At 67.8% G+C, this 16,648-nt stretch carries 16 protein-coding genes; 13 read left to right on the top strand and 3 right to left on the bottom strand.

Annotation, left to right across the window (positions count from 1 at the left end):
* Positions 1-3 precede the first annotated feature (3 nt).
* On the bottom strand, positions 4-864 hold the full coding sequence (locus AAHH99_RS19560) for a ribonuclease Z (RefSeq protein WP_418770152.1): 861 nt from the start codon (positions 862-864) through the stop codon (positions 4-6).
* Between the two features lie 208 nt (positions 865-1,072).
* Between AAHH99_RS19560 and AAHH99_RS19565 the strand changes: the two genes are divergently transcribed.
* The 10 genes from AAHH99_RS19565 to AAHH99_RS19610 all read left to right on the top strand — a co-directional run bounded on the left by AAHH99_RS19565 (position 1,073) and on the right by AAHH99_RS19610 (position 10,317).
* A complete protein-coding gene (locus tag AAHH99_RS19565) occupies positions 1,073-1,501 on the top strand; it encodes a CBS domain-containing protein (protein WP_066841666.1) in 429 nt (142 codons plus the stop codon).
* 40 nt (positions 1,502-1,541) lie between these two features.
* Positions 1,542-2,099 carry a GNAT family N-acetyltransferase gene (locus AAHH99_RS19570; RefSeq protein WP_418770288.1) on the top strand — a complete coding sequence of 186 codons (558 nt, stop codon included), beginning with the start codon at positions 1,542-1,544 and terminating at the stop codon, positions 2,097-2,099.
* A 139-nt stretch (positions 2,100-2,238) separates the two neighbouring features.
* A complete protein-coding gene (locus AAHH99_RS19575) occupies positions 2,239-2,583 on the top strand; it encodes an NADH-quinone oxidoreductase subunit A (protein ID WP_418770153.1) in 345 nt (114 codons plus the stop codon).
* Complete coding sequence (locus AAHH99_RS19580) at positions 2,574-3,689, top strand: hypothetical protein (protein ID WP_418770154.1); 1,116 nt, start codon at positions 2,574-2,576, stop codon at positions 3,687-3,689. Before AAHH99_RS19575 ends, AAHH99_RS19580 begins: the two co-directional genes overlap by 10 nt.
* Positions 3,686-4,609: an NADH-quinone oxidoreductase subunit H gene (locus AAHH99_RS19585; RefSeq protein WP_418770155.1), complete on the top strand. Its 924-nt coding sequence runs from the start codon at positions 3,686-3,688 to the stop codon at positions 4,607-4,609. Before AAHH99_RS19580 ends, AAHH99_RS19585 begins: the two co-directional genes overlap by 4 nt.
* A gap of 6 nt (positions 4,610-4,615) precedes the next feature.
* Complete coding sequence (locus AAHH99_RS19590) at positions 4,616-5,179, top strand: NADH-quinone oxidoreductase subunit J (RefSeq protein ID WP_418770156.1); 564 nt, start codon at positions 4,616-4,618, stop codon at positions 5,177-5,179.
* The gene (locus AAHH99_RS19595) at positions 5,176-5,478 is read left to right on the top strand and encodes an NADH-quinone oxidoreductase subunit NuoK (protein ID WP_418770157.1); all 303 of its coding nucleotides are present in this window, start codon (positions 5,176-5,178) and stop codon (positions 5,476-5,478) included. The genes AAHH99_RS19590 and AAHH99_RS19595 overlap by 4 nt, the downstream gene beginning before the upstream one ends.
* A gap of 7 nt (positions 5,479-5,485) precedes the next feature.
* Positions 5,486-7,411, top strand: coding sequence for a proton-conducting transporter membrane subunit (locus AAHH99_RS19600; protein ID WP_418770158.1), 1,926 nt, complete (start codon positions 5,486-5,488; stop codon positions 7,409-7,411).
* 2 nt (positions 7,412-7,413) lie between these two features.
* Positions 7,414-8,904 (top strand): complex I subunit 4 family protein, encoded by a 1,491-nt coding sequence (locus tag AAHH99_RS19605; RefSeq protein ID WP_418770289.1) that lies wholly within the window; start codon positions 7,414-7,416, stop codon positions 8,902-8,904.
* Between the two features lie 3 nt (positions 8,905-8,907).
* Positions 8,908-10,317 carry an NADH-quinone oxidoreductase subunit N gene (locus AAHH99_RS19610; protein WP_418770159.1) on the top strand — a complete coding sequence of 470 codons (1,410 nt, stop codon included), beginning with the start codon at positions 8,908-8,910 and terminating at the stop codon, positions 10,315-10,317.
* A gap of 120 nt (positions 10,318-10,437) precedes the next feature.
* Here AAHH99_RS19610 and AAHH99_RS19615 read toward each other — a convergent pair whose 3' ends face one another.
* Complete coding sequence (locus AAHH99_RS19615) at positions 10,438-11,049, bottom strand: type II toxin-antitoxin system PemK/MazF family toxin (RefSeq protein WP_418770160.1); 612 nt, start codon at positions 11,047-11,049, stop codon at positions 10,438-10,440.
* Between the two features lie 21 nt (positions 11,050-11,070).
* Here AAHH99_RS19615 and lepA point away from each other — a divergent pair, with 21 nt between their 5' ends.
* From lepA to AAHH99_RS19630, 3 genes are all read left to right on the top strand, one after another.
* Positions 11,071-12,984: a translation elongation factor 4 gene (gene lepA, locus AAHH99_RS19620; RefSeq protein WP_418770290.1), complete on the top strand. Its 1,914-nt coding sequence runs from the start codon at positions 11,071-11,073 to the stop codon at positions 12,982-12,984.
* Between the two features lie 6 nt (positions 12,985-12,990).
* On the top strand, positions 12,991-13,710 hold the full coding sequence (locus AAHH99_RS19625) for a sensor domain-containing protein (protein WP_418770161.1): 720 nt from the start codon (positions 12,991-12,993) through the stop codon (positions 13,708-13,710).
* 61 nt (positions 13,711-13,771) lie between these two features.
* Positions 13,772-14,479 (top strand): sensor domain-containing protein, encoded by a 708-nt coding sequence (locus tag AAHH99_RS19630; RefSeq protein ID WP_418770162.1) that lies wholly within the window; start codon positions 13,772-13,774, stop codon positions 14,477-14,479.
* 95 nt (positions 14,480-14,574) lie between these two features.
* Here AAHH99_RS19630 and AAHH99_RS19635 read toward each other — a convergent pair whose 3' ends face one another.
* Positions 14,575-16,611, bottom strand: coding sequence for a glycoside hydrolase family 15 protein (locus AAHH99_RS19635; protein WP_418770163.1), 2,037 nt, complete (start codon positions 16,609-16,611; stop codon positions 14,575-14,577).
* Positions 16,612-16,648 lie beyond the last annotated feature (37 nt).

Genomic DNA, 16,648 nt, shown 5'->3' on the forward strand with positions numbered 1-16,648 from the left:
CGGTCACCCGGCCGGCTTCGCCGAGATGCCGGGATGCACCTCGACGCGAAGCAGATCGTCACCGAGTTCGATCTGCCGGTCGAAGACCGACGCGGCGAGTGCGCGCCAGTCCTCTTCCTGTCCGGGTTCGATCGCGGGCACGTAGTGGGTGAGGATCAAGATCCCCACTTCCGCGCGCGCCGCGGTCCCCGCCGCTTCCTCGACCGATGAGTGGTAGTCGCAGATGTCGCGGATGCGCTGCATAGGCATTCTGTCGACCAGATCCTTGCGGATCACGGTGTGCACCAACGCTCCTGCCCCTGCCGCCAATTCGTCGAGGCTCTCGCACGGGACGGTGTCACCGGCCAGCACCACCGAGGCGTCGGCGTGCTCGACGCGAAAGCCGATCGTCGGGGCGACCGGGCGGTGGTCGGTGGGCGCGACACGGATGGTCACGCCGTCGCGGTTCCACACCTCACCGTCGGTGTACTCGTGCACCTCCACCGGGGGCGGGGCCGTCAGGTCGGCGTGGTGCGCGATGCGGTACCCGATGTCGAAGCCGAACGCCTTGAGGGTGTGCTCGACCACCTCGGCGGTGCCCGGCGGTCCGATGATCTGCAGCGGCGTCTGTTCGGGTGTGAACGTCGACACCCAACGGCTGATGATCACGTCGCCCAAATCCGCGATGTGGTCGCTGTGCAGATGCGTCAACAGCAGCGCCGACAATCCGTTCGCCGGCGCTCCCGCGGCCGTCAGACGTTGCTGCACACCGCGACCGCAGTCGATCAGAAACGTCTGCCCGCCCGCGCGCACGAGCGTCGACGGTCCCGCCCGGCGGGCGTCGGGGATGGGACTTCCAGTGCCAAGCAGTGTGACCTCGATCATGGCCCCACATATACCCGAGGGCCTCGTCGAATTGGCGCCAATAGGGGCCGAAACGGTCTTCCTGCAGCCGTGTACTCGACTTTGCGCTGTTGGAATGCCGTTTCGCGACTTTGCGCACCCGAGTGTGACCAGGTTGCAACCTCGCAAAGCCTTCCGCGCCGACTCAGTCCAACCTAGCCTGTGAGGAAGATCACGAGCGGAGGCAAGGATGCGGATCGCGGACGTGTTGCGGAGCAAGGGCGCCGCGGTGGCCACGATAACTCCGGAGACGTCGGTCTCGGGATTGCTCACCGAACTGGCGGTGCACAACATCGGCGCCATGATCGTGGTGTCGCCCGACGGTCTGATGGGGATCGTCTCCGAGCGCGACGTCGTGCGCGCGCTGCACCGACGAGGCGGCGAACTACTCACCAAGCCGGTGTCGGAGATCATGACCACGCTGGTGGCGACCTGCGCTCCCGACGATTCGGTCGACAGCCTGAGCGCCTTGATGACCACGAATCGGGTCCGGCACGTGCCGGTGATGGAGAACGGCAGGCTGGTCGGCATCGTCAGCATCGGCGACGTCGTCAAGACCCGGATGGAAGAGCTCGAAACGCAGCAGGAGCAGCTGCAGGCCTACATCACCCGTGGCTGACGTCGAGGTCGCTCCGGCGACGCGGCAGCACGTGCGCCAGATGTCGGGGGTGCTGGCGCGCGCGTTCTACGACGACCCGGTGATGAAGTGGATGCTGCCGAACGACGCCGCGCGGGAGCGAGCTCTATCACGGGTGTTCGCCACCATGATTCGCCACCACTTCCTGCGCAACGAAGGAGTCGAGGTGGCGGGCGGCCAGCGCATCGGGGCCGCCGCGCTGTGGGACCCGCCGGGCGAGTGGCGGCAGACCGGGCTCCAAGAGCTGCGGATGATGCCGGCGTTCATCCGGGCGATGGGAGCCAACGTGCGGCGCGGCCAGGCGATGGCCGAGTTGATGAAGCAGCACCACCCCGAGGAGCCGCACTGGTATCTGGGAGTGATCGGCAGCGATCCGACGGTGCGCGGAACCGGATACGGGCAGGCGTTGATGCGCTCGCGCCTCGATCGCTGCGACGCCGAGCATGCGCCCGCGTACCTCGAGTCCAGTAATCCCGACAACATCGCCTACTACCAGCGCTTCGGGTTCGACGTCACCGGCGAGATCGCGTTGCCCGACGGCGGCCCGCCCATGTGGCCGATGTGGCGCCATCCGCGTTAGTCCGCAGCTCAGACTCGCCGTTGCGAACGATTGAGAAGTGATCGGCGACCTGACGTTTATGGAGTTCCTGTCAGGGAACCTCGGCGAAGGTCTGCCGGGAGGGGACCGCGGCGGCCTCGAGATGCGAAGGAGCTGAACCATGTACACCGGCGTGGCGGCGATGCTGCTGGTGACCGTGGTCGGCATCGCGGTTGTGTATGTGCTGCACCGGATCACCGCGGTGGCGCCTAGCGCTCTGTCGTCACTGCCTTACCAATCCGGATGGCAGCCCGAGGAACACGCATTGTCGCGGTACCACGTGCGGTGGTATCCAGCGACGCTGGTCTTCCTGGCGTTCGACGTCGAGATGCTGTTCATGTATCCATGGGCGGTCGTCGTCGCCGAGAAAGGGGTCGAGGCGGTCGTCGAGATGTTCGTCTTCCTCGGGGCGCTGTTGGTCGCGGTCGCATGGGCCTGGCGCGAGGGGGCACTGCGATGGGTGTGAGGCAGGCGGTCGCCCGGCTGGCCGTGAGCAGGGTCCATGTGCTGACCGTCGAGGTGCCCGGGCACTGGACGACGAGGTGCGCCTTGCAGCGGCAGATGGTCGACCGAGGGTGGCGAGACGCGTTGTCGGCGGCTGACGCCGACGTCCTCGCGGTCTGTGGCAGCCCGGGACCCGAACTGGCCGGTCTCGTCGATCGGATCTGGGATCAGCTCCCCGGGCCCAGAGTTCGGGTCGAGGTCATCGGCCCCCCGAGCGTGAGCAGCGGATTGGACCGTGCCGCAGTCGGATTGCTCGACGACGACCGCCAGCGTGCCGACGCGCGAAGCAGACCGCAACGTCCTGACATCGTCAACGACGAGAACCACGGCGAGGACGACCACGCCGACATGGACCAGGGCGACATGGACCACGGCCCCATGGACATGGCGCCGGAGGGTATCCCGCTGGCCCGGGGCAGCGAGGACCGCGACGGCCTGAAGATGGACTCGCTGCATCTGCGACTGGGCCCGGTGCTGCCGTACTGGCCGCCCGCGCTCGTAATTCGGTGCAGCATCAACGGTGACGTCATCACAGACGCGCGGGCTGGGCTGGTCGACGCGGAACGGCACGGAAACCCGTCAGAGCCTGCAAGTCTCGGCGGCTCGGTGCTGGCGGCGCGGGAGTGCGACCACATCCACAACCTGCTGGCCCTGGCGGGTTGGCCGCGCGGCGCCGGGATCGCACGGCGATCTCGCGATCTTCTCCTGAGTGACGACCACGCCAACGCGGTGCGATTGCTGCACGGGCTGCAGCACAGCGTGCGCCGATCGATGTTGCTGCGTTGGTCATTGCGTGGCGTCGGGACGCTGACCCGCGAAGAGCTTGACGCGCGAGCACTGCCCGCTGCCCTCGAAGGCGACGCGTATACCGGGCTCTTGCAAAGGCTCGACGTCGCAGGCGATCTGGCATCGCACGCGTCGACTGCGAACCCACTTCGCGTCGACACGCAAGCAGGTCTCGACGCGTTGCCCCACCTCGTCGGCGGGCTCGACATCGCCACCGCGCGCTTGGCCGTCGCCGCGCTGGGCATGGAAACATCGCTTTACGCGAAGGCCCGCACACCATGACGACCACCACGGTGTCCGGAACATGGGCGATTGGCGCGGCCGCCTTGCTCATCGGGCTCGCCTACTACGCCGCCGCACTCGACGGAGTCTTCTCCGCCCGCGATCACGGTGGCGCGGTGCGTGCCCTCACCCCGTTGTCCGGGTCGGCGCGGCTGTTCCGGCAGCGAAGGCGCGTCACGCCCGCGGCGGACCGGCTGCTGTGGCGGGTCGGCGGTGGCGGACTGATTTCGGTCGCCCTGCTGATGGTGACGGTGGTGCCGCTGGGTCGGTGGACCCTGTTCGACTTCGACATGGGGATCGTCTGGTTCAACGCGATGGACGTCTGCGTGTGGGCGCTGGTGTGGCTTGCGGGATGGGGCGCGAACTCGACCCATTCGCTCGTGGGAGGTTACCGGTTCCTGGCGCAGGGGCTCGGGTACGAGTTGTCATTGATGTTCGCGTTGGTCGCACCGGTGATCGCCGCCGAGAGCCTGCGGGTCGGCACGGTCGCCGAGGCACAGCACGGGCTGTGGTACGTGGTGTGGATGCCGGTCGCATTCGCCGTCTATTGCCTTGGGGTGGCTGGCTTCTCGGTGTGGGGGCCGATGTCGGCGGCGTTCGGAGCCGACATCGCCGGCGGGGCGACCGCCGAGCTCTCCGGTGTCGATCGCTTGCTGATGGCCGTCGGCCGGTACGCACTCCTGGCGGCCGGATCGGCGTTCGCGGTGCCGCTGTTCCTCGGCGGCGGCGCGGGTCCGCTGCTACCGGACTGGTTGTGGACGATCGTGAAAACTGTTGTCCTGCTCACGGTCCTGGTGTGGCTGCGCCGCCGGCTGCCGCTGTTGCGGCCGGACAAGTTCATGGAGATCGGCTGGCTGGTGTTGCTGCCGGCAGTGCTGGTGCAGGACCTGATCGTGGCGATAGTCGCCGTTTGGAGGTAGCGGGAAATGCTCACGGACATCGTCTTCTGGGCCGTCGGCGGGATCACCGTGCTCGCCGGCGTGGCAGTGTTCGTCGTCGACTCAATGGCTCGGGCGACTTACGCCCTGGCGACGTCCTTCATCGCCGTCGGCGTGGCGGTGTTGCTGCTCCAGCAGAACTACGTGGGCGTCATCATCATCTTGATGATGGTCATGGAGATGGCCGTGATGGCGGTCTACATGGTCATGTTCATGGGGATGAATCCGGCCCTGATGCCGATGAGCATGGTGCACGGCAAACGCATGTCGTTGGCGATCGGGATCGGCACTTTTCTCCTCTTGGCGGTGGGCATCCTGCTGGTGGACTGGCCGCAAAGGCGCGGTTCGCCCCCCGCCGACGTCACCGCCGCGCTCGGCGATGCGCTGATGGGCCCGAAGATGCTCGCGATGGTCGTGATCAGCCCGGTGATGGTCGCGACCATCGTCGGCGGGGTCGTGCTGGCGGCCCACCGCACCCGCTACGACCGGTTCGGCGATGACTTGCGACAACGGCCCGCGCGCGATCCGCAACCGGGAGGGGTCGGCCGATGACCCTGCAGACGGTGTTGCTGGTGGCGGCCGCGGTGTTCAGCGTCGGTCTGTACGGCGCATTGTCACAACAGGTCGTGGTCATGGTGATGATGGGCCTAGAGCTCATGATCAACGCGGTAATCCTCGCCGCCGCCGGTTTCTGGTGGTTCCTCGCGCCGGCCCCAACGGGGCAGGTGCTGCTGATGGTGATCATCGCCGCGATGACGGTGGAAATGGCGATGGGCTTCGCGGTGGCCACGCTGCTGCATCGTGACCGGCAGGCCGACATGACCGACATGGCGACGGACCTGGCCGGGTGACACGACGATGACCTCGGTTGCGCAGTGGTCGCTGTGGGCGCTGGTCGCATTGCCCGCCATCGCCGGGGTCGCGTTGTTACTCAACCACCTTCGACGTCCCGACGCCGATCGCCTGGCCGCGGTCGCGTCGGTCGGGACGTCTTTGGTGGTGGTGGCATTATCCGCGGTGGTCGCGGTGGGCAGGCCTAGGGTGAGTGTGCCGTTCATGGCGGGCGCGGACTTCACATTGGGCGTGGATGCGCTCTCGGCGGTGGTGGTGCCGGCCGTGGCCGTCATCACCCTGCTCGTGCTCGTTTTTGCCGTCGGAGACGGCGCCGTGGGGGGTGGTCGTTTCCACGGCCTGATGCTCGTGTTCGCCGCCGCGGTGATGCTGACCGCCACCGCGGTCACCCTGCCGACGCTGCTGCTGGCGTGGGAGGTGATGGGCGCCGTCTCCTACGCGCTCATCGGCTACCGATGGCAGCAGACGTACCGGGTGTCGGCCGGTCTGACCGCGTTTCTGACCACGCGCACGGCCGACCTCGGTCTCTATCTCGCCGCCGGTGCCGCGCTGGCCGGCGGCGCGGGCCTCGCACTGGCGGACATGGCGGATGCGTCGAGCGGCTTAAGACACGTCGTCGCCGCGGGTGTGCTGGTCGCCGCGCTCGGGAAGGCGGCGCAGCTGCCGTTCTCGTTCTGGCTCTCGCGCGCGATGCAGGGGCCGAGCCCGGTGAGCGCGCTGCTGCACTCCGCGGCGATGGTGGCGATGGGCGCCTATCTGCTGCTGCGCATGGGCCCTCTGCTAGCGGCCGCGGGGTGGGCGGCCACGGCCGCCGCCTGGCTGGGGGCGGCGACCGCCGTCCTGCTGGGCGCGGTCGCGGTCGCTCAACGCGACCTCAAACAGCTGCTCGCCGCGTCGACGTCCGCGCAGCTGGGCTTCGTCGTGATGGCCGCCGGACTCGCCGCGGTGGGTGGGGGAGCCGCGCAGTTGATCTCGCACGCGTTTACCAAGGCGGGCCTATTCCTGGCCGCTGGAGCGTGGTTGTCGCTACTGGGCAGCAAGCGCCTCGACGACCTGCGCGGCGTTGCGCGGCGCTGGCCGCTCATCGGCGTGACGGCCGGCGTCTCGGCCCTCGCATTGGCGGGCGTGGCACCGCTGTCGCTGTGGGCGACCAAGGACGCCGTGTTGGCCGTCGCCCGCGAATATTCGATACCGCTGTACCTCGCCGGCCTGGCGGCGACCGCGCTGTCAGCCGCATACGCGGGCAAGATCCTGCTGGTGATCTGGCGCCGCCCCGCACAAGGCCGCCAGGGCATGCAGAAACGATTGTCGCCCAGCATGTTTGAACGGGGCCCGCTCATCGTCCTGGCGGTGGGCACCGCGGTGGGCGGCGCGCTCGCACTGCCGCCGATCGGTCCGCGACTGAGCCGGGCCCTGGATCCCGGTCCCACCGCACACGCCACGGTCCTCGAGCTCACGATCTCGGCGGCGCTCGCCGTCCTCGTGCTGACCGCGGTGCTGCGGTGGGGTGTGCCCGAGCCGCGGTGCATGGCGTCGTGGCTCGGCTTGGAGTGGATGGCGCACGCGTGGGTCGTCGCACCCACCATGTGGCTCGCGGGCGCCCTCGCCCGGTTCGACGACCGCATCCTCGATCGCGCCGTGGACGCGGCCGCGGTGCGGACACTTTCCCTGTCGCGTGGTGCGGCGCGGTTCGACGACCAGATCCTCGACCGGGTCGTGAACGAGAGCGCCGCCGGGACCCTGACGTCTGCTGCCGCGGCCGCGCGCGTGGATCGGCGGGATGTGGACGGTGTGGTGGAGAGCGCCGCCGCCCTGCTGCGGCGGCTGGGGGAACTGGCGCGCAAGCCGCAGACCGGCCAGCTGCACCAGTACTACACGAGCGCCGTCGTCATCGTCGCGCTTGCCGTCCTGCTCCTGATTGTCGTGAGGTGAGCATGCTCAGCGTCATCGTCTTCCTTCCGTTGGCCGCCGCAGTGGCGCTGCTCGCGGTGCCGGGGCTGTCCGATGCGGTCACCGCACGGGTGTGGGTGGCGGTCACCGCCGTCGAGGTGGTGCTCGTGGCCGTGCTGTGGTCGCGGTACGCCACGCCGGCTCCCCACGAGCTGGCCTTCGAAGAGCGGGTCGCCTGGATCCCGGGTGTGGACAGCAGCTACCACGTCGGCGTCGACGGGTTATCGCTGCCACTCGTCGCGATGACCTCGGTCGTCTTCCTGGCGTGCGCCGTCTACAGCCTGCGCGACGCGGACCGGCCACGAGCGCAGGCTGCGCTCTTCCTCTTCCTGCAGACGGTGAGCCTGGGTCTTTTCGTGTCAGCCGACCTGATCCTGTTCTTCTTGTTCTTCGATCTGTCGATAGTCGCGATGTACTTCGTCATCGCGGGATGGGGACACGGCGACCGAGGCCGGTCGGCGCTCAAGTTCTTCCTCTACACGTTCCTCGGGTCGCTGGCATTGCTGGTCGGCTTCATCGGTCTCTACATCGCCGCCGAACCGCACACGTTCGACATGCTCAAGCTGTCCGCCGCGACTCCGCTGGCGGGTCGCCCGCTCGCTGGCGGTTTGGTGCTGGCCGCGATCGTCGTGGGGTTGGCGGTCAAGACACCCACGTTCCCGTTCCACACCTGGTTGCCGCCGGCGCACACCGACGCCCCTGCAATCGGTTCCGCCGTGCTCGCCGCCGTGCTGCTGAAGATGGGGACATACGGCTTCGTGCGGATCGCGATGCCCATGTTGCCGCAGGCGTGGCGCGACTGGGCCTGGGTGATCATCGCCGTCGGGGTGGTGTCGGTGCTCTACGGCGCGCTGGTCGCGCTCGCCCAGGATGATCTCAAGCGGATGATCGCCTACACGTCGGTCAACCACATGGGCTACATCGTTTTGGCGGTCGGCGCGGTCGGCCTGGTCGCCGGGGACACCGCTCACGCGCGTGAGGTGGCGGTGAGCGGGGCGGTCACGCAGATGGTCAGTCACGGCCTGATCACCGGTGCGCTGTTCCTCCTCGCGGGTGTGTTCCACGCGCGCACCGGCAGCTACGCCATCAAGGAGTACGGCGGGCTCGCCCGTTCCGCTCCGAAACTCGCAGCGCTGTTCGCGGTCGGCGCATTCGCTTCGCTCGGATTGCCTGGGTTCTCCGGCTTCATCGCCGAATTCCAGATCTTCACCGGGAGCATCGCCGCCGCACCGGTGACCGCAGTCGCGTTACCGGGCATCGTCATCACTGCGGCGCTTTTTCTGCGCGCCTTCCAGCACATCTTCACCGGCGAAACCCGACTGCGCTCCAACGGTTTTCTCGACCTCCAGGGACCGGAGACATGGTCGGCGGCAATGCTTCTGGGGCTGTCGGTACTGATCGGCCTGATTCCCCGGGTGATACTTGACACGATCGAACCGGCCGCCGCGGTGCTGATCGGCCTTGTCGGGAGGTAGGCCGTGAATCCCAACCCCGGCACGCATCTGCCGTTGATGCTGCCGGAGATCCTGGTGCTCGGCGCGGGATTGACGGTGCTGATCGGCGGTTCGTTCATGCCGCGCCACCGGCAGTGGTGGGGCCGCGTCGTGGCCGCCGCAGCGCTCTGCGGCGCCGGGGTCGTCGCGGCGTTTCAGCTCGCGGGACCCGATCGGGTGGCGTTCGACGGCACCTTCGCGGTGGACACTGCGACCGGGGTGGTCCGCATCGCCGCCGCCGTCGGCCTGCTGGCGGTGCTGGCGGTCGCGGGTGACGAAATAGCCGGTGCGGCAAGGGAAAGCGAGATCTACGCGCTGTTGCTGTTCGCCACCACCGGGGTGCTGGTGCTCGCCTGCGCGGCCGACTTGATCGTGCTCGTCACCGGCTACCTGCTGGCGAGCATCCCCCTGTATGCGCTCATCGGGCTGGCCCGCACCGCCGAAGGGGCCGAGGCCGCGATGAAGACCTACCTGCTTGGGGCCTTGTTCGGCATCCTTCTGCTGCTCGGAGTCAGCATTCTCTACGCGGCCGCGGGCGGCACCTGGTACCCGCAGCTGGCCGGCGAACTCGGCGGCGCACCGGTGGGTGCCGTCGCAGCCGGCCTGATCGGGGTCCTTGGCGCTCTGTTGTTCAAGGCCGGCGGAGTGCCGGCGCATTTCTGGATTCCCGACGCCGCGCAGGGCGCCTTGGGCACGGTGGCAATGTTCGTGACCACGGTGCCGAAGCTGGGCGCGTTTGTCGCGCTGTACCGGGTGGCTGACGTGCTCCCCGGCGCCATCTCCTGGTCGCTGCTGATCGGGCTGCTGGCCGTCGCGGGCATGACTCTGGGCAACCTGGCCGCGTACTGGCAGAGCGACCCTCGGCGGATGCTGGGCTGGTCCACGGTTAGCCAGGTGGGCTACTTGCTGGTGCCGGTGGCCGTCGTGGGACGCAGCGACCTCGCCGTGCCCTCGCTGCTGTTCTACCTCGCCGCCTACACCCTCACCAACGTCGCCGCGTTCGCGATCTCCACGACACTGCCAGAACTTCGGGACATCGGCTCGTACCGCGGACTGGCACGCGCGCGGCCGTGGCTTGCCGGCGCGCTCGTGGTGGCGCTGCTCGGACTGCTCGGAACACCGCCGACCGCCGTGTTCGTCGGCAAACTGACGACCGCCAGCGCCGCCTGGGACGGTGGCGCGGCATGGTTGGCGGTCGTCGTCTTCGTCAACACCGTGATCAGCCTGTTCTACTACCTGCGCTGGATTATCCCGGCCTATCAGCAGACCGCCGATGGACGCCACGACGCGTTCGCGACACGACCATGGTCGGCCGCCACCGCCGTCGTCGCTGCGGCTGGGAGCCTCGCCCTGGGGGTCGGCGCCGGACTCGTGTGGGTCGTGGTCGCCGGTTGAGGGTGGCCGTTTTCGGGCGAAATGTTGCGGCCGCTGGGAGCGAGCGACCGCAAACTGTCGCATTTGTGCGGCGTGTCGACGGGCAGACACGCTCGCTCGCGCAACGGGTGTGACGGGGGGTCAGCTCCAGGAGTATTCGGCGCGTAGCCGCGCGGCCACGACCTCGAACTTCTCGCGGGCGAGAATCGCGCCCTCGCGCCGGATCCCGTCCTCGGGGACGTCGAGCACGCGGTCCAACCGGACCCAGCTGGCCCGGCCCTCGTAATCCCAGGTGCCCGTCCCGATCGCGATCCAGTCTCGGTCGTCGCGATGGTGGTCCTGGCTGGACAGCATCAGGCCGAGCAGCGTGGACCGGTCGCGGCCCACCACCAGCACCGGCCGGTCCTTGCCCTGTGTCGGGTCGTCCTCGTAGACCACCCACGTCCACACGATTTCGCCCGGGTCGGCGCGCCCGTCGAGGTCGGGGGCGTACACCACCTTGCGCGCGCGGTGGGCGGTGGGCACGAAGTGCCGGCTGACCGGTCGACCGGCGGTGATCGCGGGCGCCTCGTCCCTGGATGCGCCGGCGATCGCGTCCAGACCGATCCGGATGCCCTGCTGGATGCCGCGCTGGACGGTCTCGGACTGACCGATCTGACGGATGACCTTCGGCGCCTCGTTGAACACCAGATTCTCGGCAAACCTTTGGAATGTCTGCAGTGGTTTCCAGGGCGCAGGCATATTTCCGAGCATAAGCGAGCGCCGCCCAGCGCGATTGTGTGCTTCCGGCGCCGCCTGGATACGCTGGTGGCACCCGAAGTCCGCGTTAACCAGGAGATTCCCATCAGCACTTTCGCCGATCAGACCTTCACGGCGCCGGCGCAGATCCGGAACTTCTGCATCATCGCCCATATCGATCACGGCAAGTCGACGCTGGCCGACCGGATGCTGCAACTCACCGGTGTGGTTGCCGATCGCGATATGCGCGCGCAGTACCTCGACCGGATGGACATCGAGCGCGAGCGCGGCATCACGATCAAGGCGCAGAACGTCCGGCTGCCGTGGAAATTGGGGGACCAGGAGTACGTCCTTCACCTGATCGACACCCCCGGGCACGTCGACTTCACCTACGAGGTGTCGCGTGCGCTCGAGGCGTGCGAAGGTGCGGTGCTGCTCGTCGACGCCGCCCAGGGGATCGAGGCGCAGACGCTGGCGAACCTGTACCTGGCCCTGGATCGCGACCTGCACATCATCCCGGTGCTCAACAAGATCGACCTGCCTGCGGCCGACCCCGACCGGTACGCCGCCGAACTCGCCCACATCATCGGCTGCGAACCCGAAGACGTGCTGCGGGTCTCCGGGAAGACCGGCGCGGGCGTGGAAGACCTCCTCGACCACGTCGTGCGCGAGGTGCCGCCGCCGATCGGCGACGCCGACGCACCCGCTCGGGCGATGATCTTCGACTCGGTCTATGACACCTACCGCGGCGTGGTGACCTACGTCCGGGTCGTCGACGGCAAGATCGTCCCGCGCGAACGCATCAAGATGATGTCCACCGGCGCGCACCACGAGCTGCTCGAAGTGGGCATCGTCTCGCCCGAGCCGAAAGCATCCGCGGGGCTCGGCGTCGGCGAGGTCGGATACCTGATCACCGGCGTGAAAGACGTGCGCCAGTCCAAGGTCGGCGACACCGTGACGACTGCGCGCCACGGTGCGGCCGAGCCGCTCACCGGATACCGGGAGCCGCGACCGATGGTGTATTCGGGGCTGTATCCCGTTGACGGCTCGGACTATCCGGTCCTGCGCGACGCGCTGGACAAGCTGCAACTCAACGATGCGGCGTTGACGTATGAACCCGAAACCTCGGTGGCGCTCGGATTCGGTTTCCGCAGCGGCTTTCTGGGCCTGCTGCACATGGAGATCACCCGCGAGCGCCTTGAGCGCGAGTTCAACCTCGACCTGATCTCGACGTCGCCCAACGTCGTGTATCGCGTTGTGCAGGAAGACGGTTCGGAGGTCACGGTGACCAATCCGTCGGACTGGCCGGACGGCAAGATCCGCACGGTTTACGAGCCGATCGTCAAGACCACGATCATTGCGCCGAGCGAGTTCATCGGAACCATCATGGAGCTGTGCCAGTCGCGGCGCGGCGAACTCGGCGGCATGGACTACCTCTCCCCGGAGCGGGTGGAGCTGCGCTACACGATGCCGCTGGGCGAGATCATCTTCGACTTCTTCGACGCGCTGAAGTCGCGCACCCGCGGCTACGCCAGCCTGGACTACGAGGAGGCCGGTGAGCAGGAGGCCGACCTGGTCAAGGTCGACATCCTGCTGCAAGGCGAGCCCGTGGACGCGTTCAGCGCGATCGTGCACAAGGAGTCGGCGTACGCCTACGGCAACAAGATGACTACGAAGCTCAAGGAGCTGATTCCGCGCCAGCAGTTCGAGGTTCCGGTGCAGGCGGCGATCGGTTCGAAGATCATAGCTCGCGAAAACATCCGCGCGATCCGCAAAGACGTGCTATCGAAGTGCTATGGCGGGGACATCACCCGCAAGCGCAAGCTGCTCGAGAAGCAGAAGGAAGGCAAGAAGCGGATGAAGACCATCGGCCGGGTCGAGGTGCCACAGGAGGCGTTCGTCGCCGCCCTGTCCACCGACTCGTCGGCCGCCGACAAGGCCAAGAAGTAGGACGGCGTGCGCTCGGCGGCGATGACGGCGGCGGCCGTTGGCGCATGCGCGATCCTCGCCGGCTGTTCTTCGCCCGCCGGTGATGCCCCGACCCCGCAGATCGCCGAGGTCGCCAAACCGTCGCCGAACCGGATGCTGGACCAGGCGCTGCCCACCGCCGAGGAGCTGACCACGATGTTCGGGGCCGGCGGCTTCATGGGTCAGGTCGTCGAAGGTGGCGCCGACATGCTGCTGCAGGGTGTGCGGGAGGCCGAGGCGAGCCCGCCCGACTGTGTGAGTACCGGATACCGGCTGGAGAAGGTCGTGTATCAAGCCAGCCCGGTGCGGTCGGTGGTCAGCCAGTCGTGGGCCGGAGGTGACGCCAACGGCCCCACCGTCGCCGGCTTCTTCGGGGTGGTCGAGTTCATCGACGCCGATGCCGCGCGGGAGTTCTTCGCCTCGTCGGCCGACAAGTGGCATCGATGCAACGGCCAGACGCTGGTCTTGAACCAACCCGACCGCGGCGCACAGGGATCCAGCCGGATCACCGAGGTCGGCGTCGACGACGAGATTGTCTCGGCGGTGGTGATGCAGGACGCCGGATCGACGCTTCAGCGGGCCCTCGGTGTGGCAGGCGATTGCATCGTGGAGGTGGAGATCACCGACGTCGCCGGCCCCAGCCCGACCGGCGCCCGGCACGCGACCGCGGTCGCGGACCTGATGATGGACAAGATCGGCCAGTCCTGAGCACGCGGTCGAGATTGTCGGCCACGCCGCGGATTCGCCCGAAGTCGGTCACAATAATGCGGTGACCCGATTCGGCACGGTGTCGCGGCTGTGCGCCGCGGGTGTCGTCCTGGTGACGTCGGCTGTGCTGGCGGGCTGTGTGAGCACCGTTGCGGGCATGGCGGTGCGCGCCCAGGCCGGGCAGGCCGACGTGCCGGAGCTGACCGTGGCCAAGCTCGACGACGTGTTGCTCACCATCGGCGAGCTGAACGGCATCATGGGCTCGACGACCATGAAGGTCACGAGCGAACTCGAGGAGATGACCGATCATTCCGACGACGTGTCGGATCCCGAGTGTCTCGGCGCCATGTACGGCGCCGAGGGTCCGGTGTACGCGGGTAGCGGATGGACCGATGTGCGTGACCAGGTCGCGCGCGAACCCGATGACGACAACAACCACTGGGTCGAACAGACCGCGGTGCTGTACACCTCGGCCGAAGAGGCGCGGCGGTTCTTGGACTCGTCCAGGTCGGCGTGGCAGGGTTGCGCCAATTCCACGGTGCTCGTGGGTAATTCGGGAGACGTGTACCTGTGGGAACTCGATGAGGTCCGCACCGACGGCAAGATGATCACTCAGGTCACGACGCAGCAGGATGCCGACGGCTGGGCTTGCCAACATGCGCTGTCGGCCGCATCGAACCTGACCGTCGAGGCGTGGGCGTGCAGTTACTCGATCGGCGACGAGGCGGCCACCATCGCACAGGACATGCTCGCCAACGCCGCGAAGTAGCGAAGAGCGCGCCGAGACAACGGTTTATGACGAGAATCAGCCGATTCTCATCAGAAACCGTAACCTCGACGACTCCGTTGGGGCGAAAAAGCGACCTACATCGGGGCGTTGGCCGGGACGAAGACTCCGGAGCTGTCGGCTTCCTCCTCTGCCCGGATCACGTGCACCACCGCGTTGATCAACGCCAGATGGGTGAACGCCTGCGGGAAGTTGCCGAGATGGCGGCCGGTGCGCGGCTCGATCTCCTCGGCGTACAGGTGCAGCGGGCTGGCGAACGACAGCAGCCGCTCACACAGGTGTTTGGCGCGGCTGATCTCGCCGATCTCTACCAGCGCCGACACCAGCCAGAACGAGCAGATCGTGAAGGTGCCCTCCTCGCCGGACAGCCCGTCGTCGGTCTCGTCGACCCGGTAGCGCAGCACCAGGCCTTCTTCGGTGAGCTCGTCGGCGATCGCCAGCACGGTCGCGCGCACCCGCGGATCGTCGGGCGGCAAAAATCGGGTCAGCACGGCCAGCAGCAGCGAGGCGTCGAGCGCGTCGTCGCCGTACCTCTGAGTCAGCACACCGCGGGAGTCGACGCCGTGTTTGAGCACGTCGGCCTTGATCTCCTCGGCGGTCGCGCGCCACTGCTGGGCGTAGGACTTCTCGCCTTGGAACTCCGCGAGTTTCGAGCCGCGGTCAAGCGCGACCCAGCACATGATCTTGCTGCTGGTGAAGTGTTGCGGGTCGCCGCGCACCTCCCAGATCCCGCGGTCGGGCTCCTTCCAGTGCTTGATCGCCTCTTCGACCTGCTGTTTGAGCACCGGCCACAACGTGTCGGAGATCTGCTCGCGCGACTTGGCGTGCAGATACACCGAATCGAGCATGGTGCCCCAGATGTCGTGCTGCATCTGGTTGTAGGCGCCGTTGCCGATGCGCACCGGCCGCGCCCCGTCGTATCCGGACAGGTGGCGCAGTTCCTCCTCGACCAGGGTGCGCTCGCCGCCGACGGCGTACATCACCTGAAGTGGGTGTCGCTCACCGTTGTTGGCGCCGGACACGTCGGCGATGAAGGCGAAGAAGTCGTCGGCTTCGCGGTCCAGGCCCAGTGTGTAAAGACCCCACAGCGCGAACGTCGAATCGCGCACCCACGCATAGCGGTAGTCCCAGTTGCGTTCGCCCTGAGGCGTTTCCGGTAGTGACGTGGTGGGCGCGGCCAACAGTGCACCGGTCGGGGAGTAGGTCAGCCCCTTCAGCGTCAGCGCGCTGCGCTGGAGGTAGGCCCGCCAGGGGTGGTCGGGGAAGTCGCCGATGTTGATCCACTGGCGCCAGGCCTCGCTGGTCTGCCACATCTTGTCGGCGGCCTCGTCGTAGGTCTGTGGCGCCGGATGCTTGGACCACGACAGCGCGACGAACGCCTCGTCGCCTTCCTTCATCCGGGTCCGGGCCCGAGCCTCGTGGCCCTCCAGGCCGAGCCGCAGGTTCGTGGTGAGCCGAAGCGTGGGGTGCGCGTCGGCGTCGCGGCTGGCGCGCGCGATCGCCTCGCCGTACGCCTGCGCGGAGTACTCCCATGTCGCGGGGATCCGGTGATAGTCGAACGCCGGCTCGCAGTTCATCACCAGTTCGACGGTGCCGCTCACACATCGCACGGTGCGCAGCAGGATGTGTTCGGCATCCCAGTCCATCGGCGTGCGGCGATGGGTGCGCGAACGGGTCTCGAGGTCATGCCAGGGACCCATCACCAGCGCCTCGCGCACGATCAGCCACCCGGTGTGGGTCTGCCACGTCGTCTCCAGGATCAGGCTGCCGGGCAGGTAGCGCCGGGCCGAGGGCACCGTCACCCCGTAGGGCCCCAAGCGGAAATGGCCGGCGCCGCGATCGAGGATGGCGCCGAACACGCTGGGCGAGTCGGGCCGCGGCACGCACATCCACTCGACCGATCCGGCCGACGAGATCAGGCACGTGTTCTCGCAGTCGGACAGGAAGCCGTAGTCGGCGATGGGCGGAAACGGGTTTCGCAACGCTCCGGTGGGCGCGTACGGCGTCGGTGCGGTCACGGTCAGCGGGGTGTTGTCCGTGACGGCCTGGGCCGGCTTCGCCCCGTTCTCGGTCTCCGTTGACCCGTCCGACGGCCCGGTTTGTTGCAGAACCATGCCGCCATCATCAACTGCCGACGCGCTCGCCGTCTAC

Source organism: Mycobacterium neumannii (assembly GCF_048452905.1).
Lineage (GTDB): Bacteria > Actinomycetota > Actinomycetes > Mycobacteriales > Mycobacteriaceae > Mycobacterium > Mycobacterium neumannii_B.

Excerpts from the sequence above, each read along its gene's own strand:
- AAHH99_RS19575 (WP_418770153.1), top strand. The coding sequence starts at position 2,239 with ATGTACACCGGCGTGGCGGCGATGCTGCTGGTGACCGTGGTCGGCATC.
- AAHH99_RS19585 (WP_418770155.1), top strand. The coding sequence starts at position 3,686 with ATGACGACCACCACGGTGTCCGGAACATGGGCGATTGGCGCGGCCGCC.
- AAHH99_RS19570 (WP_418770288.1), top strand. The coding sequence starts at position 1,542 with ATGTCGGGGGTGCTGGCGCGCGCGTTCTACGACGACCCGGTGATGAAG.
- AAHH99_RS19580 (WP_418770154.1), top strand. The coding sequence starts at position 2,574 with ATGGGTGTGAGGCAGGCGGTCGCCCGGCTGGCCGTGAGCAGGGTCCAT.
- AAHH99_RS19565 (WP_066841666.1), top strand. The coding sequence starts at position 1,073 with ATGCGGATCGCGGACGTGTTGCGGAGCAAGGGCGCCGCGGTGGCCACG.
- AAHH99_RS19600 (WP_418770158.1), top strand. The coding sequence starts at position 5,486 with ATGACCTCGGTTGCGCAGTGGTCGCTGTGGGCGCTGGTCGCATTGCCC.
- AAHH99_RS19615 (WP_418770160.1), bottom strand. The coding sequence starts at position 11,049 with ATGCTCGGAAATATGCCTGCGCCCTGGAAACCACTGCAGACATTCCAA.
- AAHH99_RS19635 (WP_418770163.1), bottom strand. The coding sequence starts at position 16,611 with ATGGTTCTGCAACAAACCGGGCCGTCGGACGGGTCAACGGAGACCGAG.
- AAHH99_RS19560 (WP_418770152.1), bottom strand. The coding sequence starts at position 864 with ATGATCGAGGTCACACTGCTTGGCACTGGAAGTCCCATCCCCGACGCC.
- AAHH99_RS19595 (WP_418770157.1), top strand. The coding sequence starts at position 5,176 with ATGACCCTGCAGACGGTGTTGCTGGTGGCGGCCGCGGTGTTCAGCGTC.
- AAHH99_RS19590 (WP_418770156.1), top strand. The coding sequence starts at position 4,616 with ATGCTCACGGACATCGTCTTCTGGGCCGTCGGCGGGATCACCGTGCTC.
- AAHH99_RS19605 (WP_418770289.1), top strand. The coding sequence starts at position 7,414 with ATGCTCAGCGTCATCGTCTTCCTTCCGTTGGCCGCCGCAGTGGCGCTG.